Origin of the sequence: Noviherbaspirillum malthae (assembly GCF_015352985.1) — a bacterium.
In the GTDB taxonomy this organism is placed as follows: Bacteria; Pseudomonadota; Gammaproteobacteria; order Burkholderiales; family Burkholderiaceae_D; genus Noviherbaspirillum; species Noviherbaspirillum malthae.
Map to the genome: position 1 here is coordinate 38,078 of NZ_JACYXF010000031.1, position 17,791 is coordinate 55,868.

19 protein-coding genes and 1 pseudogene are annotated in these 17,791 nt (G+C 53.4%); 7 read left to right on the forward strand and 13 right to left on the reverse strand.

What is annotated here, in order from left to right:
* Nucleotides 1-327: 327 nt before the first annotated feature.
* The 3 genes and pseudogenes from IGW03_RS38285 to IGW03_RS24095 form a co-directional block, all read right to left on the reverse strand.
* Nucleotides 328-1,257: pseudogene (locus IGW03_RS38285) on the reverse strand (IS3 family transposase); the annotation flags it as partial.
* A 329-nt stretch (nt 1,258-1,586) separates the two neighbouring features.
* Nucleotides 1,587-2,609 (reverse strand): SDH family Clp fold serine proteinase, encoded by a 1,023-nt coding sequence (locus IGW03_RS24090; RefSeq protein WP_194725079.1) that lies wholly within the window; start codon nt 2,607-2,609, stop codon nt 1,587-1,589.
* A 175-nt stretch (nt 2,610-2,784) separates the two neighbouring features.
* Nucleotides 2,785-2,991, reverse strand: coding sequence for a ribbon-helix-helix domain-containing protein (locus IGW03_RS24095; protein ID WP_194725080.1), 207 nt, complete (start codon nt 2,989-2,991; stop codon nt 2,785-2,787).
* Between the two features lie 184 nt (nt 2,992-3,175).
* Here IGW03_RS24095 and IGW03_RS24100 point away from each other — a divergent pair, with 184 nt between their 5' ends.
* Genes IGW03_RS24100 through IGW03_RS24110 form a run of 4 tightly spaced genes read left to right on the forward strand, consistent with a single transcriptional unit; the run spans nt 3,176 to nt 5,979 of the window.
* Nucleotides 3,176-3,688: a hypothetical protein gene (locus IGW03_RS24100; protein ID WP_194725081.1), complete on the forward strand. Its 513-nt coding sequence runs from the start codon at nt 3,176-3,178 to the stop codon at nt 3,686-3,688.
* Nucleotides 3,676-4,170: a DUF7665 family protein gene (locus tag IGW03_RS39300; RefSeq protein WP_438943675.1), complete on the forward strand. Its 495-nt coding sequence runs from the start codon at nt 3,676-3,678 to the stop codon at nt 4,168-4,170. The genes IGW03_RS24100 and IGW03_RS39300 overlap by 13 nt, the downstream gene beginning before the upstream one ends.
* Entirely contained in the window at nt 4,100-4,618 is a 519-nt protein-coding gene (locus IGW03_RS24105) for a hypothetical protein (RefSeq protein WP_194725082.1), read from the forward strand. Before IGW03_RS39300 ends, IGW03_RS24105 begins: the two co-directional genes overlap by 71 nt.
* Nucleotides 4,615-5,979, forward strand: coding sequence for a BilD N-terminal domain-containing protein (locus IGW03_RS24110; protein WP_194725083.1), 1,365 nt, complete (start codon nt 4,615-4,617; stop codon nt 5,977-5,979). The genes IGW03_RS24105 and IGW03_RS24110 overlap by 4 nt, the downstream gene beginning before the upstream one ends.
* Nucleotides 5,980-6,160: 181 nt before the next feature.
* On the opposite strand, the gene IGW03_RS24115 is transcribed toward IGW03_RS24110, so the two are convergent.
* The 3 genes from IGW03_RS24115 to IGW03_RS24125 form a co-directional block, all read right to left on the reverse strand.
* A complete protein-coding gene (locus IGW03_RS24115) occupies nt 6,161-6,766 on the reverse strand; it encodes a hypothetical protein (RefSeq protein WP_194725084.1) in 606 nt (201 codons plus the stop codon).
* Between the two features lie 3 nt (nt 6,767-6,769).
* Nucleotides 6,770-6,982 (reverse strand): hypothetical protein, encoded by a 213-nt coding sequence (locus IGW03_RS24120; protein ID WP_194725085.1) that lies wholly within the window; start codon nt 6,980-6,982, stop codon nt 6,770-6,772.
* 207 nt (nt 6,983-7,189) lie between these two features.
* Nucleotides 7,190-7,687: a hypothetical protein gene (locus tag IGW03_RS24125; RefSeq protein ID WP_194725086.1), complete on the reverse strand. Its 498-nt coding sequence runs from the start codon at nt 7,685-7,687 to the stop codon at nt 7,190-7,192.
* A 288-nt stretch (nt 7,688-7,975) separates the two neighbouring features.
* On the opposite strand from IGW03_RS24125, the gene IGW03_RS24130 reads away from it, so the two are divergent.
* A complete protein-coding gene (locus IGW03_RS24130) occupies nt 7,976-8,998 on the forward strand; it encodes an IS110 family RNA-guided transposase (RefSeq protein WP_194725087.1) in 1,023 nt (340 codons plus the stop codon).
* 340 nt (nt 8,999-9,338) lie between these two features.
* Here IGW03_RS24130 and IGW03_RS24135 read toward each other — a convergent pair whose 3' ends face one another.
* The 4 genes from IGW03_RS24135 to leuC all read right to left on the reverse strand — a co-directional run bounded on the left by IGW03_RS24135 (nt 9,339) and on the right by leuC (nt 12,400).
* Nucleotides 9,339-9,770, reverse strand: coding sequence for a site-specific integrase (locus IGW03_RS24135; protein ID WP_194725088.1), 432 nt, complete (start codon nt 9,768-9,770; stop codon nt 9,339-9,341).
* A gap of 3 nt (nt 9,771-9,773) precedes the next feature.
* Nucleotides 9,774-10,055 carry a hypothetical protein gene (locus tag IGW03_RS24140; RefSeq protein ID WP_194725089.1) on the reverse strand — a complete coding sequence of 94 codons (282 nt, stop codon included), beginning with the start codon at nt 10,053-10,055 and terminating at the stop codon, nt 9,774-9,776.
* Between the two features lie 241 nt (nt 10,056-10,296).
* Nucleotides 10,297-10,947, reverse strand: a complete 651-nt coding sequence (gene leuD, locus IGW03_RS24145) for a 3-isopropylmalate dehydratase small subunit (RefSeq protein WP_194725090.1) — start codon at nt 10,945-10,947, stop codon at nt 10,297-10,299.
* 28 nt (nt 10,948-10,975) lie between these two features.
* Nucleotides 10,976-12,400 carry a 3-isopropylmalate dehydratase large subunit gene (gene leuC, locus IGW03_RS24150; RefSeq protein WP_194725091.1) on the reverse strand — a complete coding sequence of 475 codons (1,425 nt, stop codon included), beginning with the start codon at nt 12,398-12,400 and terminating at the stop codon, nt 10,976-10,978.
* Between the two features lie 83 nt (nt 12,401-12,483).
* On the opposite strand from leuC, the gene IGW03_RS24155 reads away from it, so the two are divergent.
* Nucleotides 12,484-13,422 carry a LysR family transcriptional regulator gene (locus IGW03_RS24155; protein ID WP_228536017.1) on the forward strand — a complete coding sequence of 313 codons (939 nt, stop codon included), beginning with the start codon at nt 12,484-12,486 and terminating at the stop codon, nt 13,420-13,422.
* Nucleotides 13,423-13,615: 193 nt separating this feature from the next.
* Here the strand turns inward: IGW03_RS24155 and IGW03_RS24160 are convergent, their stop codons facing one another.
* Nucleotides 13,616-13,840: a hypothetical protein gene (locus IGW03_RS24160; RefSeq protein WP_194725092.1), complete on the reverse strand. Its 225-nt coding sequence runs from the start codon at nt 13,838-13,840 to the stop codon at nt 13,616-13,618.
* A gap of 351 nt (nt 13,841-14,191) precedes the next feature.
* On the opposite strand from IGW03_RS24160, the gene IGW03_RS24165 reads away from it, so the two are divergent.
* Nucleotides 14,192-15,766: a methyl-accepting chemotaxis protein gene (locus IGW03_RS24165; RefSeq protein ID WP_194725093.1), complete on the forward strand. Its 1,575-nt coding sequence runs from the start codon at nt 14,192-14,194 to the stop codon at nt 15,764-15,766.
* A gap of 10 nt (nt 15,767-15,776) precedes the next feature.
* Here IGW03_RS24165 and IGW03_RS24170 read toward each other — a convergent pair whose 3' ends face one another.
* The gene (locus tag IGW03_RS24170; RefSeq protein ID WP_194725094.1) at nt 15,777-16,538 is read right to left on the reverse strand and encodes a hypothetical protein; all 762 of its coding nucleotides are present in this window, start codon (nt 16,536-16,538) and stop codon (nt 15,777-15,779) included.
* A 614-nt stretch (nt 16,539-17,152) separates the two neighbouring features.
* Nucleotides 17,153-17,602, reverse strand: coding sequence for a carboxymuconolactone decarboxylase family protein (locus IGW03_RS24175; protein WP_194725095.1), 450 nt, complete (start codon nt 17,600-17,602; stop codon nt 17,153-17,155).
* Nucleotides 17,603-17,791: the final 189 nt, after the last annotated feature.

Below are 17,791 nucleotides of genomic sequence, written 5' to 3' on the forward strand. Positions count from 1 at the left end.
GCCTGCGCCATCTTGTGCAAAAGTACGATTAGATGGCAGGAATTCCGCCGTTGGCACCAAACGCAAAACGTAGATGGAGACTGCCAGAAATTGCATAAGTGGATATCCTCGTTGCGGGGTGACACGAGAAACTGGCTCCTAGGGACATGGCATTCCGAATGCCAGGTAGAGACCAGCATTTCTGATACGGTCAATGTCGTTTTTGCGTCAATCGCTGCGGTTTCCCAAAATTATCCATTGGTGCAACGGCTTATGAAGCTTGATTCTTCCTGCTTGGAGTTGCCCCTATTGAATCGGACACCGTGCGGCTAGTTGGGCACGGATGAACTAGCGTGGCGACTTCATCTTCAAGCCCTTGTGCGGATGCGACTCATTGTATTCGTCGAACCAGCGATCCAGTTGTGCCAGGACAGTAGCAGCGTCCGGGCGGTCATGCACGTAGACATAATCGCGTTTGAACGTCTTGACGAACGATTCCGCCATTCCGTTTGATTCCGGACTGCGCACCGGCGTAAAGCATGGCACCAATCCCAGTGACTGGCCGAACGCGACAGTCTCCCTGGCGGTATAGCAGCTGCCATTGTCAGTCAGCCACTCCACAGCGTGCGGTGCACGGTGTGCGCCGAAGCGGCGCTCCACACACAGTAGCATCAGGTCGCGTACCGTTTCACCATCGAAGCCAACGGTGGTGGCGCCCCAAGCAATGGTCTCACGATCACAAGTGTCGATCACAAACGTCACGCGCACAACGGCGCGATTCCAGCATGGGATCTCGAAGCCATTCGATGCCCAACGCAGGTTTGATTTCAACGTGATGACTTTGCCGTTGTGCGGACGTCCGAACGCTTCTGCGGTGGCCTGGCCAGCAGTAGGCCGTTCTGGCTCATCAGCCGGTACAAGCGCTTGTGGTTGAGCTCCGGCAGTCCCTGACTGCGACGTTCCTGGTTGATCAAGGCGCCCACACGCCGGTAGCCATACGTTGGCCGCTGGTCGACGATGGCTCAGATCGCCGGCAGAAGAACGGCGTCTTCAGCCTTCGCGTAGGCACGGCGAGGCTTGCCGCTGCCGTTCTGGCGCAATATCAGATTCGATCGGCTGACATCGAGCGTTTCGGCGACGGCCTTCACTGGGAATCCTCGTCGGGCAAGGACGGCAACCGCGAGATCAGTTTTTTTCATGGGCAACGGCGACTGCCTCTTTGAGAATCTCGTTTTCCAGGGTCTTGCGGCCCAGCACCCGCAGCATCCGGCGCTGGCGGCAGTGTCGCTGGATGCCGATGCTCTGCTGACCGAACTTGAGTCTCCCGCGGCAGCTCCGGCGACCATCAGCGCGTTGTACGCCGTCTCCCTCCATCACCGAGACAACCCGCTTCGCCTCCTCTTTACCTCCCCGGTTGGAATACTTGGACCGCCCGCTCCGAGTCCGCGTGCCGGCCGGGGTCCGTTTCGGCGATGCGCGCCGATGCTTGTCTGTACCCCGCGCTCGAACTTGATCGGCCAAATTGGAATATAAAATGCGCTACAAAAAATAAAAACCCGGCAGTAGCCGGGTTGAAGACGCCGATGAGGCAAGTGTGCTATACAGGCTCAGGCAATTTGGGTTTCACCGCCGTTGCTGTCTGGCGTTGATACACCATGCGTGCGAACTCTCTCGCTTTGGTCATCTGTCGATGGTGAATTTGTTGCATTGTCTGATCTTGTTTGACTGTTGGGGTTTTCCGCTGAGTCAATTCCTTCACTAATTCCGTCATGTGTGCCTCCTTGTGAGTCATCCGGCTTCCGGACGAAAAAAGGTCCCTGATCGGTTTCCTTTCCCAGGACCTCTTGCCAAAATGCATGGCAAAAATCGTTTTCCGCAGAGGTTGGACTCTCTACGTTATTGAATAATTCCGACGCTTCCTTGCGATCAATCACAAAGCTATGCGAAGGATAATTTGCTACAAGCGCGTCAAGCATTCCTTCCTTCAGGATCTTGCTACTTGCATTCAGTCGCAACCCATATTCGTGCGCAATACTCATTGCGCGCTGCATTTCACCAAGTCTGTTTGGATCAATCTGACTATACAGTGGAGCGGCGACGCCGATTGCTACAGATGCAGCCATTTCCCCTGCCAATTTAGTGGATAGACGGCTGCCTTTTCTGATTTCCAGCAAGGTATTGTGGAAAGCCATGCGGACTTGGCCTTGAACTACCTCTAGCGCTTGTATGATGTCAAGCCCAGAACTGCGCTCAGCCAGCTCGGATGCCTTACTAACTTGGATATCAAGAGGTCCGAGTTCACCGAGATCGCCAATGACAAGCTCGTCTGCACCAATTGCTACTAAGGTACCAGCGCTCTTACAAAAGCTTGGAATAACTAGCCGAATATTTTTGTAGTGATGCCGTAAGCATCGTGCGATTCGAAAACCTGCTCCTGGATCGCCGCCCATCGTCGTCAAGATGACCGTACACTTGTCGTACCGCTTCTCTTCTTTGATTGCCATTGTCAAATCAAAGTGCAAGTCACGCGTAATCGTCCGACTGATCACAATAATGTCGCGATCAGGACAGCTATGGACGAGCGCTTCGATAGCCTTCGCTTGAGCTATTTCGGCTTCCGATGGTGTCATTATTTACTTATGGAAATTATTGAAAACGCATCGTAGCAAGGTCTACGAGAACAATCCAGCTCTATTGAACTAGGTGTTGTTTTGACCAAAACGAACGTCAAGTACGCTAGCGTGCCTTGAAAGACATTACAGATTGAGCATATCAACTACAGGACGAACGTTTTATCAACAACTGTCACAGTATCAACAGTTCCGATTTCTCGCTCCGCGCCGCGTTTTCGATAAAAATCTTATCGCCATTGTCCTGCCGCGTTTCAACTGTTTGATAGAGCTTGAGCGCCTGGCGAATCAATCCTGCCTTACTGATTGACCGTTTTTCAGATAGAGACTCCAACGCGTCCATTTCAGAGTCTGAAAGAACCAACGTCATTGTTTTCTTCATGAATCTTGCTCCTTGTAGGTGTTTGATTATAAGGCACCTCGTTTGAATCTTCAATCACAAATCAACAACACAAGCATTTTTCATGTTTATTTGCTGTTTATTTTTTGTGGTGTTATTATTGATTTACTGCAGGAATGGTTCCGGCAGGACACAAACACTGTTGCCCCGCCGGGGAGGAGTAATTATGAAACGCGAAATATTTCTAGATGGACAACAATTCAACGATATCCAAAGCATCACTGTTCCCGACGATGGGACGGTCCACGATATTGTCCAAGAAGCTGCAAAAATCATGGGCATCCCGCCGGAGTCACTACGCGTTTTTGAGGAGGATGCAGAAACGCCATTGCCGCTTGATAAGTCACTCAAAGGTAAGAATGATGATGAAATCACGCATCATGTAAATCAAGCTGAACGGATGACCGTGACAGTTAATTACCAGCAGTATCAAAAGGTAAAGAACTTTTCGCCGGCAGCCCGGATTCAGGTCATTCTTGATTGGGCAGTCAGTGCAGATGGGTTCAACATAGACGCGGCAACAGCTCCAGAGATGGAACTGGCATTAACAAAGAATCCAGCAGAGGAAATCCCACGTGCCGCTCATGTCGGCCGGTATGTACATGGTCCTGACCATGCCGTTGTATTTGATCTCATACGTGGTGTGATCGCGAACGGGGCGTTGGCGTGGATCCGCTGACTATCGCTCAGGCCGCAGTAGAAGCTGAACTTGCGGCCCCCTCTTTCCGATTGGGAGTAAAGAGAAGGCGTTGGCGTTTATTGAAAATGGAGTTTCCGTACCTTTTCATTGAGGTGTCGGGTGTGACTTCGGATGGGGCTCACACTGCATTTTCCTTTCGCTTTCTCGTTGACCAATTCCCTGTCACCCCACCTGATGTTCGCTGCTGGGATATGGATGCGAATACGACGCTCCCACCGGATCGCCGCCCAAAGGGACCGCCAAGGACTGCCGAGGCGTTCAAAGAATGGGGATATGGCGTGTATCGTCCCTGGGACCGTCATGGAATCAGCCACAATAACTGGATGACTGATCACCCACATCTGGCATGGCATGCACGCCGTAGTTTGACGTTTATTCTTGAGGACCTTCATGAACTTCTTAATCCGTATCCTGCAAAGCCTGTTTCGCCAGACGCCGCCTCCACTTCGTCTGCAATGTAGCGCTGTGGTATGGCGCTCCGGCGTCACTGAACTTCGTCGCCGTACCCGAGGCCGTCAGGAAAGCGGGGCGTTTCTCCTCGGTCGCCGTAACGGCGAAGTGCGCGTCATCCATGATTTCCTATTTTATGATGACATCGATCCACAGTGCTTTCGACGTGGCATTGTTGAGTTTAACGGTCGATATCTTGGGAAGGTTTGGGAAATATGTCGCGAAAGGCAGCTAGAGGTCGTCGCAGACGTGCATGTCCACCCTGGTAGCAGCCACCAAAGCGAAAGCGATAAGAACAATCCCATCATTGCAGAGGTTGGTCACCTCGCATTAATTCTGCCAAATTTTGCGCGTGACACCTGTCTACCTGGCCACATCGGCATGTACGAATATCACGGGGCATGTAGTTGGACAAGCCATAGCCATCTGGGCAACCGTTTTTTTGAGGTCACAGCATGAATCATGAACTGAATTCGGAGCGATCAAGGTTGCGAAATTTGTTAATGCGCACAAAGAATCTTGAGCTCCATGAAGCCGAGCGCTGCTTGGAAACTGCGGTGATCTCAGTGCACGTATCCGCTCACGCCGCGACTACCCGTGCAGGACAGCATGCTGCTCTCACGGCTATCATTCTTGCCACTCGCTGCTTCGGAGAAGTTCGAGTGTCCGGCGCTGTCGATACGGACCTAATCGTGTCTAACTTTCCACTAGGAAGAACCATTAGACAGGTTGGTCTTACCATCGGAGCGAAATTTGAACTTATTCCCACATGCCGTACAGTAGCTGTCGGCGGCGCTTCGGAAATAAGTTCAGATCTTCCATGTATTCAGGCTGTCTGGGATGGCTGGCATGCACGCACTATCCCTGGGTATGCCACAACGCCGATTGGGCGGTCGGATATCGCCCTTGCTGGCATCACTGCTGCGGCATTATCGATTGGCCAGGCGTTTTCAGCAGAGATAGGTGATGCCACGGCTGGGAGGCGGCAACAGCATATCAATCTTTGGGAACCGGGCTTCAATAGTACAACTGATACTGGACCTTCATCGTATGTTTTGCCAGATGCCTTATGGCTTATCGGCTTGGGCAATCTTGGGCAAGCTTACCTATGGTGCCTGTCTTCACTCGCTTATCAGGACCGGGCTGCAATGAAGTTATATCTGCAGGATTTTGACCGTATTGGTAAAGAAAACTGGGGAACCTCGGTGCTTGTGGAAAAGGGCCGATACGGCATGCTTAAAACGAAAGCAGCAGAAGAGTGGGCCGAGACTGTCGGATTTTCCGTTTTTCGGATCGATCGTCTCCTTGATCCAAATTTGCATCGTACTGTACACGAGCCGGCTATCGCCTTGGCTGGGCTTGATAAGATTGCACCACGTCGGATTCTCGGGAATACAGGTTTCGAATACGTCATTGATGCTGGCCTCGGTATGGGGACACGCGACTTTCGGCAATTTCGCATCAATGTCTTCGATGATACATTTAATCCAGAGACTCATTTCGATGGTGTCGAAGATCGGGGCCGCCAGGAATTTGAACGCACTCTGCAGTTACCTGCTTACCAGGCTCACCGCGCTGCGAGTAAAGACGGCGGGTGTGGTACTCTCATATTGGCACAACAACCGATCGTCGTGCCATTCGTCAGCATGGTTGCTGCATCAGTAGCAGTAACGCAGGCAATTCGAATTGCATCAATGCAGGCGCCTGCTCGGACGGTCGTTGGCACATTAGACGATTTGAGGAATCTACGTGTGACTCCCGGAGCGGCACAACAGCGCCCAACAGTTGGCTATTTGCCGTCTTTACGGGGTGCCCATTGACTGGATTAGTATACGTTACGGCAGATGAGGAAACTGCTTATCGTATAACGTGCAAGACTGGATATCGATGATTGGTCAAAGAGAGCTGATGTTGCTAGTCTGCTCGGGTTGCTAAAAATGTGCAGGAATATCGGCTCGCCTTTTTTGCCAATCGTCCTCTTTCCGGCCGCAAACTATATGATCATAATTTATTGAGGATAGGCCTGAAGTATCCTTTTATACAAGCCGTTGTACGCACACATATCTGAATGTGGTTTTGAGCACGAAAGCCAGCGCCTTCATAGACCGGGCTTCCTTCAAGAAAAGGACCTCGAATCGAATCGTACTCTGGCAGGCCAGATTTACTGCGCAGCCCGTGTAGAGCATTCACCACCGCACAATCCAATTTGCGTCCGGCTTTATCCGGTGTAGCTCCAACATTACGTGGCATTTCTTCACCAGAACTTGCCATTAGCGCTTTAAGAGAAGCGTGTGCCTGCGTGAGTTGTGCAAGAGAATTAGAATCGAAAAGATCAAGGCAGTGGCGCAGGTCAAGAATAGCCCCTAATACGAATGACTTTTTGATTTTCCCATCAGCCTTCCGTTGCTCGGCCCATTCAAAAGCACGTCGTGGGTTGCCTTCCCAAAAATAAATCCCATGCCCGAGCCAGTCATGCTCTTTCTCTGACTGATTTAGATGGAGTCCAGTTTGTCGAAGGATGGCTTCTCCTGTTTCCTCATCACAGCCATGAAATCCCAAGATGAAGCTAGGCTGGTACTCGTAAAGAGCCCACTCTGAACCAGTCATTTTTCAATTTCGCAAATCGAGTGCTAAATTGTTATTCTCATCAAGAATACCCGCACTGCGGAGAAACTGACGTGCATCGTCAGGATTTTGGCGCATTTGATCGGTTAATTGGCGCATGCGATCTAACTCTTCCTGCGGAGTCAGTTCACGCCGCCTTTCAAAGGTTCGCAAAACGTTACCTACCGTTACCGTTTGGCAATTTTGTTCTCTATCCATTATTCACCCTTTGCATCAAGTACAAACCCACCGCTTTCTGGAACTACAGATTCTATAGGAACATATAGCTTTAGAACCCCTTTTTCAAAAATAAATTCTTTTTTGTTCAATTTATGTTTTTTTCTTGTTGATCTTCTTGCAGAAGTAAACTGACGAGTATGGCTTAGCGCAATCTCCTTTTGTTTGTTCTTATAAGCGTCCAGCCTGCTATTGCTGGCCGCCTTGGGTACCAGTCACCGCCCTCAAGTAGCTATCATAGGCCTCATTCTCGATATCGTACTGTACCCGACTGATCATGTAATCAACCGGAGTCTTGCCTTCAATCAAAAGGCCTTCATCAATCATCTGTTTCGTCACGCTGTATGCATAACCTCCGACGCGCCGGTGATTCTGGTCGATTGGATAAAGTGTCAGCTCGCTGCCAGCATCCATCTGGACGATGTGCACGGTCTTACCCTTGTGCGTAATGGTCTTCTTAACCTCGAACGGTGTTGGCACACGTAAGAGGGCGTCTTGATAGCCTTTTGCGTCCTTGATATTGAGCCACGTGTTGAGCTCGGTGAAATTGCCTTGACCAACTGCCGCGATCAGGTGCGCCATGGTGGAAACTACGTCTTGCCGACTGACTGCGCCGGAGCGGATGAAATCGTAGAGACGACCGATTGCGGCGTCGGTTTGGTCATGTTGGGCGTCTGTGAGAGGCATAGTGATCCTTTATTGTTGTTGAGCTAATCATAGCAGGCTCGTCTTTCCGTTTTGCAAGAGTAGTGGACCAAGTCGGCGTTAAAACTTAAAGCGGTCCAGCGGTAACGCGACATTGGAGGCCTGCTGTTATGGGAGGTTCCGATGTCCGAAGAGCTGCGTCTTCAATTCGGAGTAAGCGTACTCTACGCGCATTTTAGTGCAATGGGATGGACGCCCCCACCCGAAACGGCATCGAATGTGCCAAAGTGGAAGTGTCAACCAGCCACTTAAACCGAGGGGAGCGTCACCATGAAGATTACGACAATTGGCATTGATCTGGCAAAGAACGTGTTTCAACTGCATGGCGTGGATGCACAAGGTAAAACGGTTCTCCGAAAGCAGCTCAAGCGCGAGCAAATGGCGGCGTTCTTCGTCAACCTGCCGTCGTGTCTGCTCGGCATGGAGGCGTGTGGTAGCGCGCATTACTGGGCGCGTAAGCTGCAGGCGCTGGGCCATACGGTAAAGCTGATGGCGCCACAGTTCGTCAAGCCCTATGTCAAGACTAACAAGAACGACGCGGCCGATGCCCAAGCGATCTGCGAAGCGGTCACCCGGCCGAGCATGCGGTTTGTACCGATAAAGAATGTCGAGCAGCAGGCGGTGCTGGCGCTGCATCGGGTGCGGCAAGGAATGGTCAAAGCGCGTACCGCACAGGGCAATCAGATTCGAGGGCTATTGAGTGAATTCGGGTTGATCATTCCGGTGGGCATAGCTCACCTTTCTGGGCGTGTACCGGCACTGCTTGAGCAGACTGGTGATCAATTGCCAGCTGTGTTTCGGCAACTGGTGCAGCGCATGCTCGATCATCTCCAGGAACTGGATCGACAGGTTGGCGAACTGGAAGTGCAGATCCAAATGTGGCATCGTTCCAATGCTCTCAGCCGTAGGCTAGAGCAAATTCCGGGCATCGGGCCGATTACAGCCAGTGCGTTGATTGCGTCCATAGGTGATGCAAAGAACTTCGCCAATGGCAGACAACTGGCAGCCTGGCTTGGGTTAGTTCCACGGCAGCACTCGACGGGTGGCAAATCGAATCTGTTAGGCATTAGCAAGCGCGGCGATAGCTATCTACATACCTTGCTTATTCACGGGGCCAGGGCTGTGATTCGGCATGCCGAACGCCGGGTCAACGCGTATGGATGGCTGAAGAATCTTCTGGCTCGGCGACATAAGAACGTGGCAGCGGTCGCATTGGCAAACAAGAATGCGCGAACAGTTTGGGCGCTGTTGGTACACGACAGGCAGTACCGAGTTGATTATGCTGGCGCATAATCAGCTCGGCTCAGCAAAGGCTCGTAGGTGGTAGCAACAACCGGCAGTTGATTCCAGCGATTGCACAGGCAATCATGAAGTGATGGCAAACCAGGTAAGACCGTGGTTGGCAAAACCCTAGAAACCGCTGCACGAAAAGTGCGATAGTGCGATTGAGGAGCCAGCCAGCATATCCCATCAGGGACAGTGGCAAAGCGCTACAGACAAAGTCCGAATGTACGGGTGCAATCTTTACCTTCGCGTCATCATGGATCGAGAGCTTGGCAAATCGGGGGCGTCCATGTACGGTTTCCTTCGAATTTTCCCTTTTGTTTCAATGGCGTACTGCTTTGATATTGTCCTAGTGACGATGCTTATGTAAGTTCTTATTTTCAATAACAATATTTAAATGGACCGCACTAATTTGCACGCGAAGTACGCTAACCCCAATGACTAGACCTTCGTGGTCCCAAGCCAGATTTTCTACTGTGAGCTGCACAAGCTCACTTCGACGGTAGCCGCCGAAGTAGCCGATTTGCAGCAGCGCGTTATCCCGTGCTGCACCCAGCGTTGGCTGACCCGCCAAGGCCGCGGTGATCAGCTCAAGATCCTCAATCGGCAAGGCCTTGGCTTTTTTCTTTGGCTTGCCGTGCATCCGCAAAATACCGGACATGGTTTTTTTTACGGTGGACGTACCCGCTGGGTTGGAGAACCCTTGGTGGATGTGCCACTGGGAGAGCGCTGTGAGCCGCAGTGATAGGGTTCGCGGGTTAAGCGATTCTGCGTAGGCCATCAACTAAGCGATGAGCATCGGCTCCTCACAAGGCAGTCTTCCGCCCCAGGCCAGTAAGTGATTGATGCTGGAACGGTAGGCGCGGCGAGTATTGTCGGAGGTTGCGGCGGCCAGGATTTTCTGATGCTGCTTGGCCAAATCTGTAGAAAGAGCTGTACTTGCATTACGCAAAGTGACTTCATCGCCTAGATTTCTAGCGAACTTTCGAAGAGTTCTGATAATGGCTGCTTCACGCTTTTGTCGCTCATTTTTGCGGTTTGTAACGTCGAAACGCGAGAATAGCATGTCTCTGCCTGCAATTACATGCGATAAGCGCTCTTATCGCGAGCAATAATTCTGAGAGATTTCTCAGTACTTTTTATGCTAAAGATGGCGGCATTACCGCCGCACTTCATGTGGCACGCAGGACAAGCAACCGCCGTCCGCCTCTAGCATTCGCCTGGAAAAACTGCCACCTGTGAGCCACGCGACATCTGTCCTTGGCCGGTACTGTTCGAGCTCGGCTGCGTGTCCTCGCCTATCGCAATTAGCCGTCCATCATATGCGTCAACCAAGGCATCCGTGCGAGGCGGACCGACTCGAAGGTCCGAATTTCATCGGCGTTGCGCAGGGTCAGCTCAATGTCGTCGAAGCCATTGACCAGACAATATTTCCTGAACGCCTGCACATCGAACGACAGTTCCTGCCCGTCCGGCTTGACGACGACCTGACGTGGCAGATCGATGGTCAGCGCATAACCCGGCGCTACTTCGATTTCGCGAAAGATCGCATCGATGTCAGCCTCGTCCAGCACGATGGGCAGCAGCCCGTTCTTGAAACAGTTGTTGAAGAAGATATCGGCGAAGCTCGGCGCGATCACGACACGGAAACCATACTGGTCCAGCGCCCAGGGCGCGTGTTCGCGACTGGAGCCGCAGCCGAAGTTCTTGCGTGCGATCAGGATGCTGGCGTTGGCATACTTTGGCTGATTCAGCACGAAGTCCGGATTGGGCTGGCGCGAAGCCGGATCGTGACCGGGCTCGCCCTTGTCCAAATAGCGCCATTCGTCAAACAGGTTCGGCCCGAAGCCGGTGCGCAGAATGGATTTGAGAAATTGTTTCGGAATGATCGCGTCGGTATCGACGTTGGCGCGATCCAGCGGCGCGACCAAGCCGCGATGAACGGTGAAGGATTTCATGGTTTGCCTTTCAATGGATCAGTCGGGTTCAGGCGATGGCCTGAATATCGACGAAATGGCCATGCAACGCGGCCGCTGTAGCCATCGCCGGGCTGACCAGGTGAGTGCGGCCGCCCGCGCCCTGCCGTCCTTCGAAATTGCGGTTGCTGGTGCTAGCGCAGCGCTCGCCTGAGGACAACTTGTCGGCATTCATGGCCAAGCACATGCTGCAGCCCGGCTCGCGCCATTCGAACCCGGCTTGCGTGAAGACGTCATGCAAGCCTTCTTCTTCAGCCTGCGCCTTCACCTTGCCCGAACCGGGCACGATCATAGCGACCTTTACATTGGGCGCAACGCGGCGGCCCAGACGCCTGACCACGGCCGCGGCTTCACGCAAGTCTTCGATGCGGCTGTTGGTACAGGAGCCGACGAAGACCTTATCGATCGCAATATCGGTAATCGGCTGGTTGGGCTGCAATCCCATATACTTGAGGGCCCTTTCGATGGCATCGCGTTTGGTGGGGTCCTGTTCCTGTTCCGGATCCGGAGTGGTTCCGTGCACCGAAACCACCATCTCCGGGCTGGTACCCCAGGTAACCTGTGGTGCGATGGCGGCGGCCACCAGCTCTACCACGGCATCGAAATGCGCGCCCGGGTCAGACTGCAAGGTGCGCCAGTGTTTGACAGCCGCATCCCATTGGGCGCCGGTGGGCGTAAACGGTCGCCCTTTTACATACTCGATGGTCTTATCGTCCACTGCTACCAACCCTGCCCGTGCGCCGGCCTCGATGGCCATGTTGCATACGGTCATCCGTCCTTCCATGCTCAGCGACTGGATCGCACTGCCAGCGAATTCAATGGTGTAGCCTGTGCCGCCAGCCGTGCCGATCTTGCCGATGATAGCCAGTACGATGTCCTTGGCGGTCACACCCGGGCGCAGTTCACCTTCGACTTTCACCAGCATGTTCTTTGCCTTTTTGGCCAGCAGGGTCTGCGTGGCCATCACGTGCTCGACTTCACTGGTGCCGATGCCGTGTGCCAGCGCGCCGAAGGCGCCATGCGTGGAAGTGTGCGAGTCGCCGCAGACTACCGTCATCCCCGGCAGCGTGGCACCGTTTTCAGGGCCGATTACATGTACGATGCCTTGGCTGGCGTCACGGAAGGGGAAATAGGCGGCCGCGCCGAAGGCCTTGATGTTGCTGTCCAGCGTCACCAGTTGCTGCCGGCTGATCGGATCATCGATGCCGTCGTAGCCGCGCTCCCAGCCAGTCGTGGGCGTATTGTGGTCGGCGGTCGCCACCACGCTGCTTACACGCCACAGCTTGCGGCCGGCCAGGCGCAGGCCTTCGAACGCCTGCGGGCTGGTGACTTCGTGGACCAGGTGGCGGTCGATGTAAAGCACGGCGGTGCCGTCTTCTTCGGTGCGGACGACATGCTCATCCCACAGCTTGTCATAGAGGGTGCGCTGACTCATGGGTTTCTCCTCAGTATTGTGAACCGGCGGCTGACGGTGGCCGGCTTGACTGGAAATTCATTGTAGCCCTCACAAAATATGTTATGTTCGATGATTTATCACGCACAACGTGCTTTTTCGGCATGGCTAAACATATCGATTTCGTGTCTCTGCGGCTCTTCGTCGCTGTCTGCGATGAAGGCAACATCGCTCGTGCAGCTGAGCGGGAGTCGCTGGTGGCGTCGGCGGTGAGCCGCCGCATCGCCGCCATCGAGGCTGAGATCGGCACCCCGCTGCTGGTGCGTGGCCGCCGCGGTATCAAGCCTTCCTCCGCTGGAGAAACGCTGCTGCGCCAAGCACGGGAAATCCTGCGTTCCATGGATCGCCTCAACGCCGAACTCAGCGAATACGCCAGTGGCGTGCAGGGCCATGTGCGGGTGGTGGCCACCACCGCTGTGCTAGCTGAAGATATCGCGGAAGACATTGGCTCCTTCCTGGAGCTTCATCCCGGCGTACGCGTGTCGACGGACGAGCGCGTCAGCCCGGAAGTGGTTCGTGCTGTTCGGGAAGGTGCGGCCGATATCGGCGTACTGTGGGATGCCAGCGACGTCGGCGACCTGCAGGTGGAGCCCTATCGGCGCGATCATATGTGCTTGGCCGTGCGCAGCGATCATCCGCTGGCCGGCAGCGTACAGGTACGCTTCGACGATGTGATGGACCAGATCGCGGTTGGTGTGGCGCCCGGTGGCATGGTGGACACACTGCTGCGCCGGGAGGCAGCTATCCGCTCGCGTTCGCTGGTGCATCGCATCCAAGTGTCGGGCATCGACGCCGCAGTGCGCTTTGTAGCGGCGGGGCTCGGGCCGGCAATTCTGCCTCGCGAAGCCGCCATGGGCCACGCCAAGGCGTCCTCATTGACCTTCATTCCACTGGCCGAACCATGGGCCGAACGCCGCTTCGTCATCATTACCCGTGGCCAGTCGGCTGATTCGGCCACCACCCAGTTGTTGGTCCAGCACTTGAAGAGCCGCACTTTGGGATAGGTGTACTTCTCGGGGTGCCCTCGTTTTTGATGCTGTTTGCGACGGTAGGCGAACCTAGCGTTGACCCGCCCGAGTCTTTGTAGCCATGACCAAAGAGACTCACCAGCTAAAACTGGGACAGCCTCTTGAGGCTGACAATATTGCAAGGCCTATCGCCCCGTAGGAATAACAGGCCTATGTCAATTCTGGGTGATTACTTGCCTTCGTCTTTCTCAGTACGGTTCTGCTGCTTGAGATAGCTGCGCAACTCCTCATTCATAGTTTGCTGCGCTTCCATCTTGGCTTTAGTAGTGGCCAGCAACAATTCCAATTCCCTAACCTGCTGTGAGAAACCCTCCGCATGTGCCGTTGATGTAGCCAGTTGTTCGGCCAATTGGGGGTAAGCGTACTTTGCGCGCATTTTAATGCGGTTTTTCATTTCCCCCTTTGCTCATAAGGGCGTTTCCAAGCCAGACTCACATTTCAAACCAAAAATCTCAGAGTTTTCGTAAAAAAATTGCCATAATGTTTAATGTTTGCTCTATGACGAGTTCTATCTCGTGGGAGCTATCCAACCGTTGCTTTCTTAACTGAAGCAAAACATACCTATACGTAACAAAACGTAGTGTTCTCGCAACGCTCAGACTGCGGCCTCTAAATTTTGACTCAGATCAAAGTTTCCTTGGGGCAAGTTCTATGTAATGCCTTCCATGCGCTGTATTGCAGCAAGACAACCGAAAATGAGGGAGGCATTGTTTCGAGCCGACCTAATGCCATATAGGAAGAGACAATGCGAAAGAACCTGCCCGTCAATGATAGCGAATACGTGCTACAGGATGATCGTCCTATTGTCTCCAAAACCGATCTAAAGGGCCGCATCACCTATATCAACCCCTATTTTCTAGAAGTCAGCGGTTTCGACGAAGACGAATTGATGGGTGCGCCGCATAATATTGTTCGCCATCCAGACATGCCGGAGGGCGCCTTTGGCGATTTGTGGCAAACACTCAAAGCCGGGGAAATATGGAGCGCGCCGGTCAAGAATAGACGTAAGGATGGCGGATACTACTGGGTAATTGCCCACGTCACGCCAATTACCGAAGGCGGACGAATCGTCGGGTACATGTCGGTGCGAACCAAGCCAACGCGCCAGCAGATACATGCCGCAATAGCTGCATACGCTGAAATCAACAAAGGTAGCCATAGTACGATGACCTTGGCTCAAGGGCGCCTGGTTCGTAAGTCTGCTTTATCGGCATTGCTACGGCGTGGCCGCCTCTCCATGCGAGTACGCATTGCATTAACATCGCTGCCACAGGTCGTCGTCGCTGCGTTTGCACTATTACATCTGCTGCTCACTACCGCCGCCATTCCTGAATGGATGTTGTATGCGGCGGTGGTCGGTGGCATGCTCAACATTGCCCTGTACGCCTATATAGATCGTGGCGTTGTGCGACCAATGGGGGACGCTATTGATCTAGCGAAATCGCTCGCCGGCGGCGACCTGACACAACGAACCCTGCCACAATGCGATGGCGAAGGCAGGAGATTATTGCGCGCACTGGGCCAAATGCAGGTCAATTTGCTTGCTGCAATTGGCGACATCCGAGAAAACGTTACTACAATCAACCAGGCTACTAGAGAAATCGCCGCAGGCAACGTGAATCTTTCCGCGCGTACCGAAACACAGGCGGCAAGCCTAGAAGAAACGGCATCGAGCATGGAGCAATTTGCTGCGACAGTAAGTCAAAACGCCAGCAATGCACAGCAAGCAAGGCTGTTGTCGGAAGAAACCCATGCTGTCGTTCGACGTAGCGATGCTGCCGTTGCCGATGTGGGCGCAACTATGAATGCCATATCCGATTCAGCCAAACGTGTCGCTGAAATTACTAGCACCATTGATGCCATTGCCTTTCAAACCAACATCTTGGCATTGAACGCAGCGGTTGAGGCAGCTCGTGCAGGAGAGTCCGGTCGTGGCTTTGCAGTAGTTGCGGCCGAGGTGCGTGGATTAGCACAGCGCTCGGCCGCCGCCGCAAAAGAAATCAAGCACCTGATTGACGACTCAGTTGAAAAAGTGAACGCGGGTAGCAACCTCGTAACAGGTGCCAGAGATACCATGGCTCAGGTTGTCGATGCGGTCGCCCGCATGTCGCAGGTAGTCGATGAGATTGCGGCGGCAAGCAATGAACAGGCGTTGGGGGTACAGCAGGTCAATGATGCGGTTGGCCACATGGATAAAGTGACTCAGCAAAACGCAGTGCTGGTTGAGCAGGCTGCCGCCGCATCAGGTACCTTGCATGAACAAGCCATGCACCTCAGCCATGCAGTGTCGGTCTTTACAATGGGGCCCGCTGTCCAATAGTCTATTTATCTTAAGGCGGCACCGACACGGTGGGAGCCACGTCTGTACAGTCCCGGAGTTCTGTAATGATTGTCAACGTGGCACCGGCCTGCACGCTGATACTCTGACTTAGCGGGTTGTATCCTGAAAAGACGACCACCGGCAAGACTGCCACTGGCGCGTAGGGCGGGCTTATGATCGACGGGCCAGTTGTAGCGCTACCTTGCAGGTAAACCGTCGTCGTTCCTCTGATATCCCGTCCCGTCCAATCCGGCATTTCAAGTCCGGATTGATGGGCACCACCCTGAGGCTTCCACCCCATACCAGACAATGGTAGCGTTATAGCGTCTGCCGTTTTATTGACGATATCTATCTTTTCCCAAATGCGGGATAGGCAGCCACCTGGCTGTTTTCCCTCAACGGTATAGACGATGCCCCCGACCACCGTACCTTGACTTGGACTGCTGGCATAGCCCTGCATGGGACCTTGAGCATGTAGCTGATGGACACCGACATGGCTACCAGGATGAAAATGGCCTATATCAAGCCAGCTTGATGGCGCCGACGGATAGACCAGTATCCGACGCCCGTCTACGATCCACTCAAGCGTCTGAGTGAACTGTACCGGATCATTGGGGATTCCCAAAGGAGTTCCAGGTTCATTTATGGTGACTTTGAGACTCGCATTTTGATCAATGACGGTAAATGCATCGGCTCGTGCCAAACTAGGGCCAAGCACCAGAATCGTGGCGAGAAATGCTATTTCTCGCATACACACAGTGTTGTCGTTCATTTGCCTTCTCCTACATTGGTAGATTGGGATCAGGCCAGCACCATGAAAAGCCTACTGGCCAATACAAGCATGGCAAATGCCGTACCAACGCCTTCATGCCGTTCATACCTCGTTAAAAATCAGAGAGTTAGTAATGACCGCCACACTTCGAAAGAAGCGCAGGGTGACACCCCAGCGTGCAATGCGAAGACATCTTCCAACACATGTCGTTTATTGTCGGGTTGGATGCAACAACGCAAATCGCGCGGGACTGCCATCACCCATTGCTGATCGTTCTCCAGCTGTTTGTACAGGAGATATCTTCATTCTGATCAGAAGGGACTGTTATAGACTCACTAAGTATTTGGATCTTGACCAGCCTTCCGTCAATATCGACTATCACATTGCCCCTGAGTGCGGGCTGCCCCGAGTGTCGTGGAGCGCATCACGTTGCATATCGTTGCGTAACCCTAGCAGAATACGCATAATGTAAGGACATTTCGGATATGCAACATTCTTCTCATGTCTGACTTCTGAAACGGCGGCTAACCGCCCCGTAGCGGAAATTTAGAGACAAAACTATCGCTGGCAAAATCTATCCATAGCAGGCACCAGGATCATGTCTAAACGAGCCTTCAGCTCTTTGCGCGAGGCTTTAAGCGGAAGCTGACGCCGAGCCGGTTGATCGCGTTCATGGCCGCAATGGTCAAGGTCAGGTCCACTAAGTTCTTCTCGCCAAACACGGCCAGCGCGGCTGCGTAGGCTTCATTGGAAGCGTGCGTTTCGCTCACGCGAGTGACTTCCTCTGACCATGCCAGCGCGGCACGCTCTTGCTCGGTGAATAGATGCTCGGCTTCGTGCCAGACTGGAACCAGCACAGCCTTGTCGACCGACACCCCCTCTTTGATTAGATCGCGCGTGTGAATGTCGATGCAGTGTGCGCACCCGTTGATCTGCGATACACGTAGGAAGACAAGGTGGATGAGAGTACTAGACAAGTTCGTGTCGTTAACGACATAGTGATGCAGGACGCCAATTGCCTTTGCGCCCTCGGGAGAGACAGCGAACCAATTCACGCGATTCATGATGTTCAATCCTTTCAAAATGGGTCTTCGACGGACAAGCATTTGCCCTATCCCGTCTAAGACGGATGACATCCGCGCGCTGTGACAGATCACGAGAAAAAGGTTAATAGAACCGCTTGTTTCGGGCCAAGTGGTGCCCGTGACGGCCGAAATGAATCGCCAAACAAGCAGGCTCTCTCGACGTGTGGC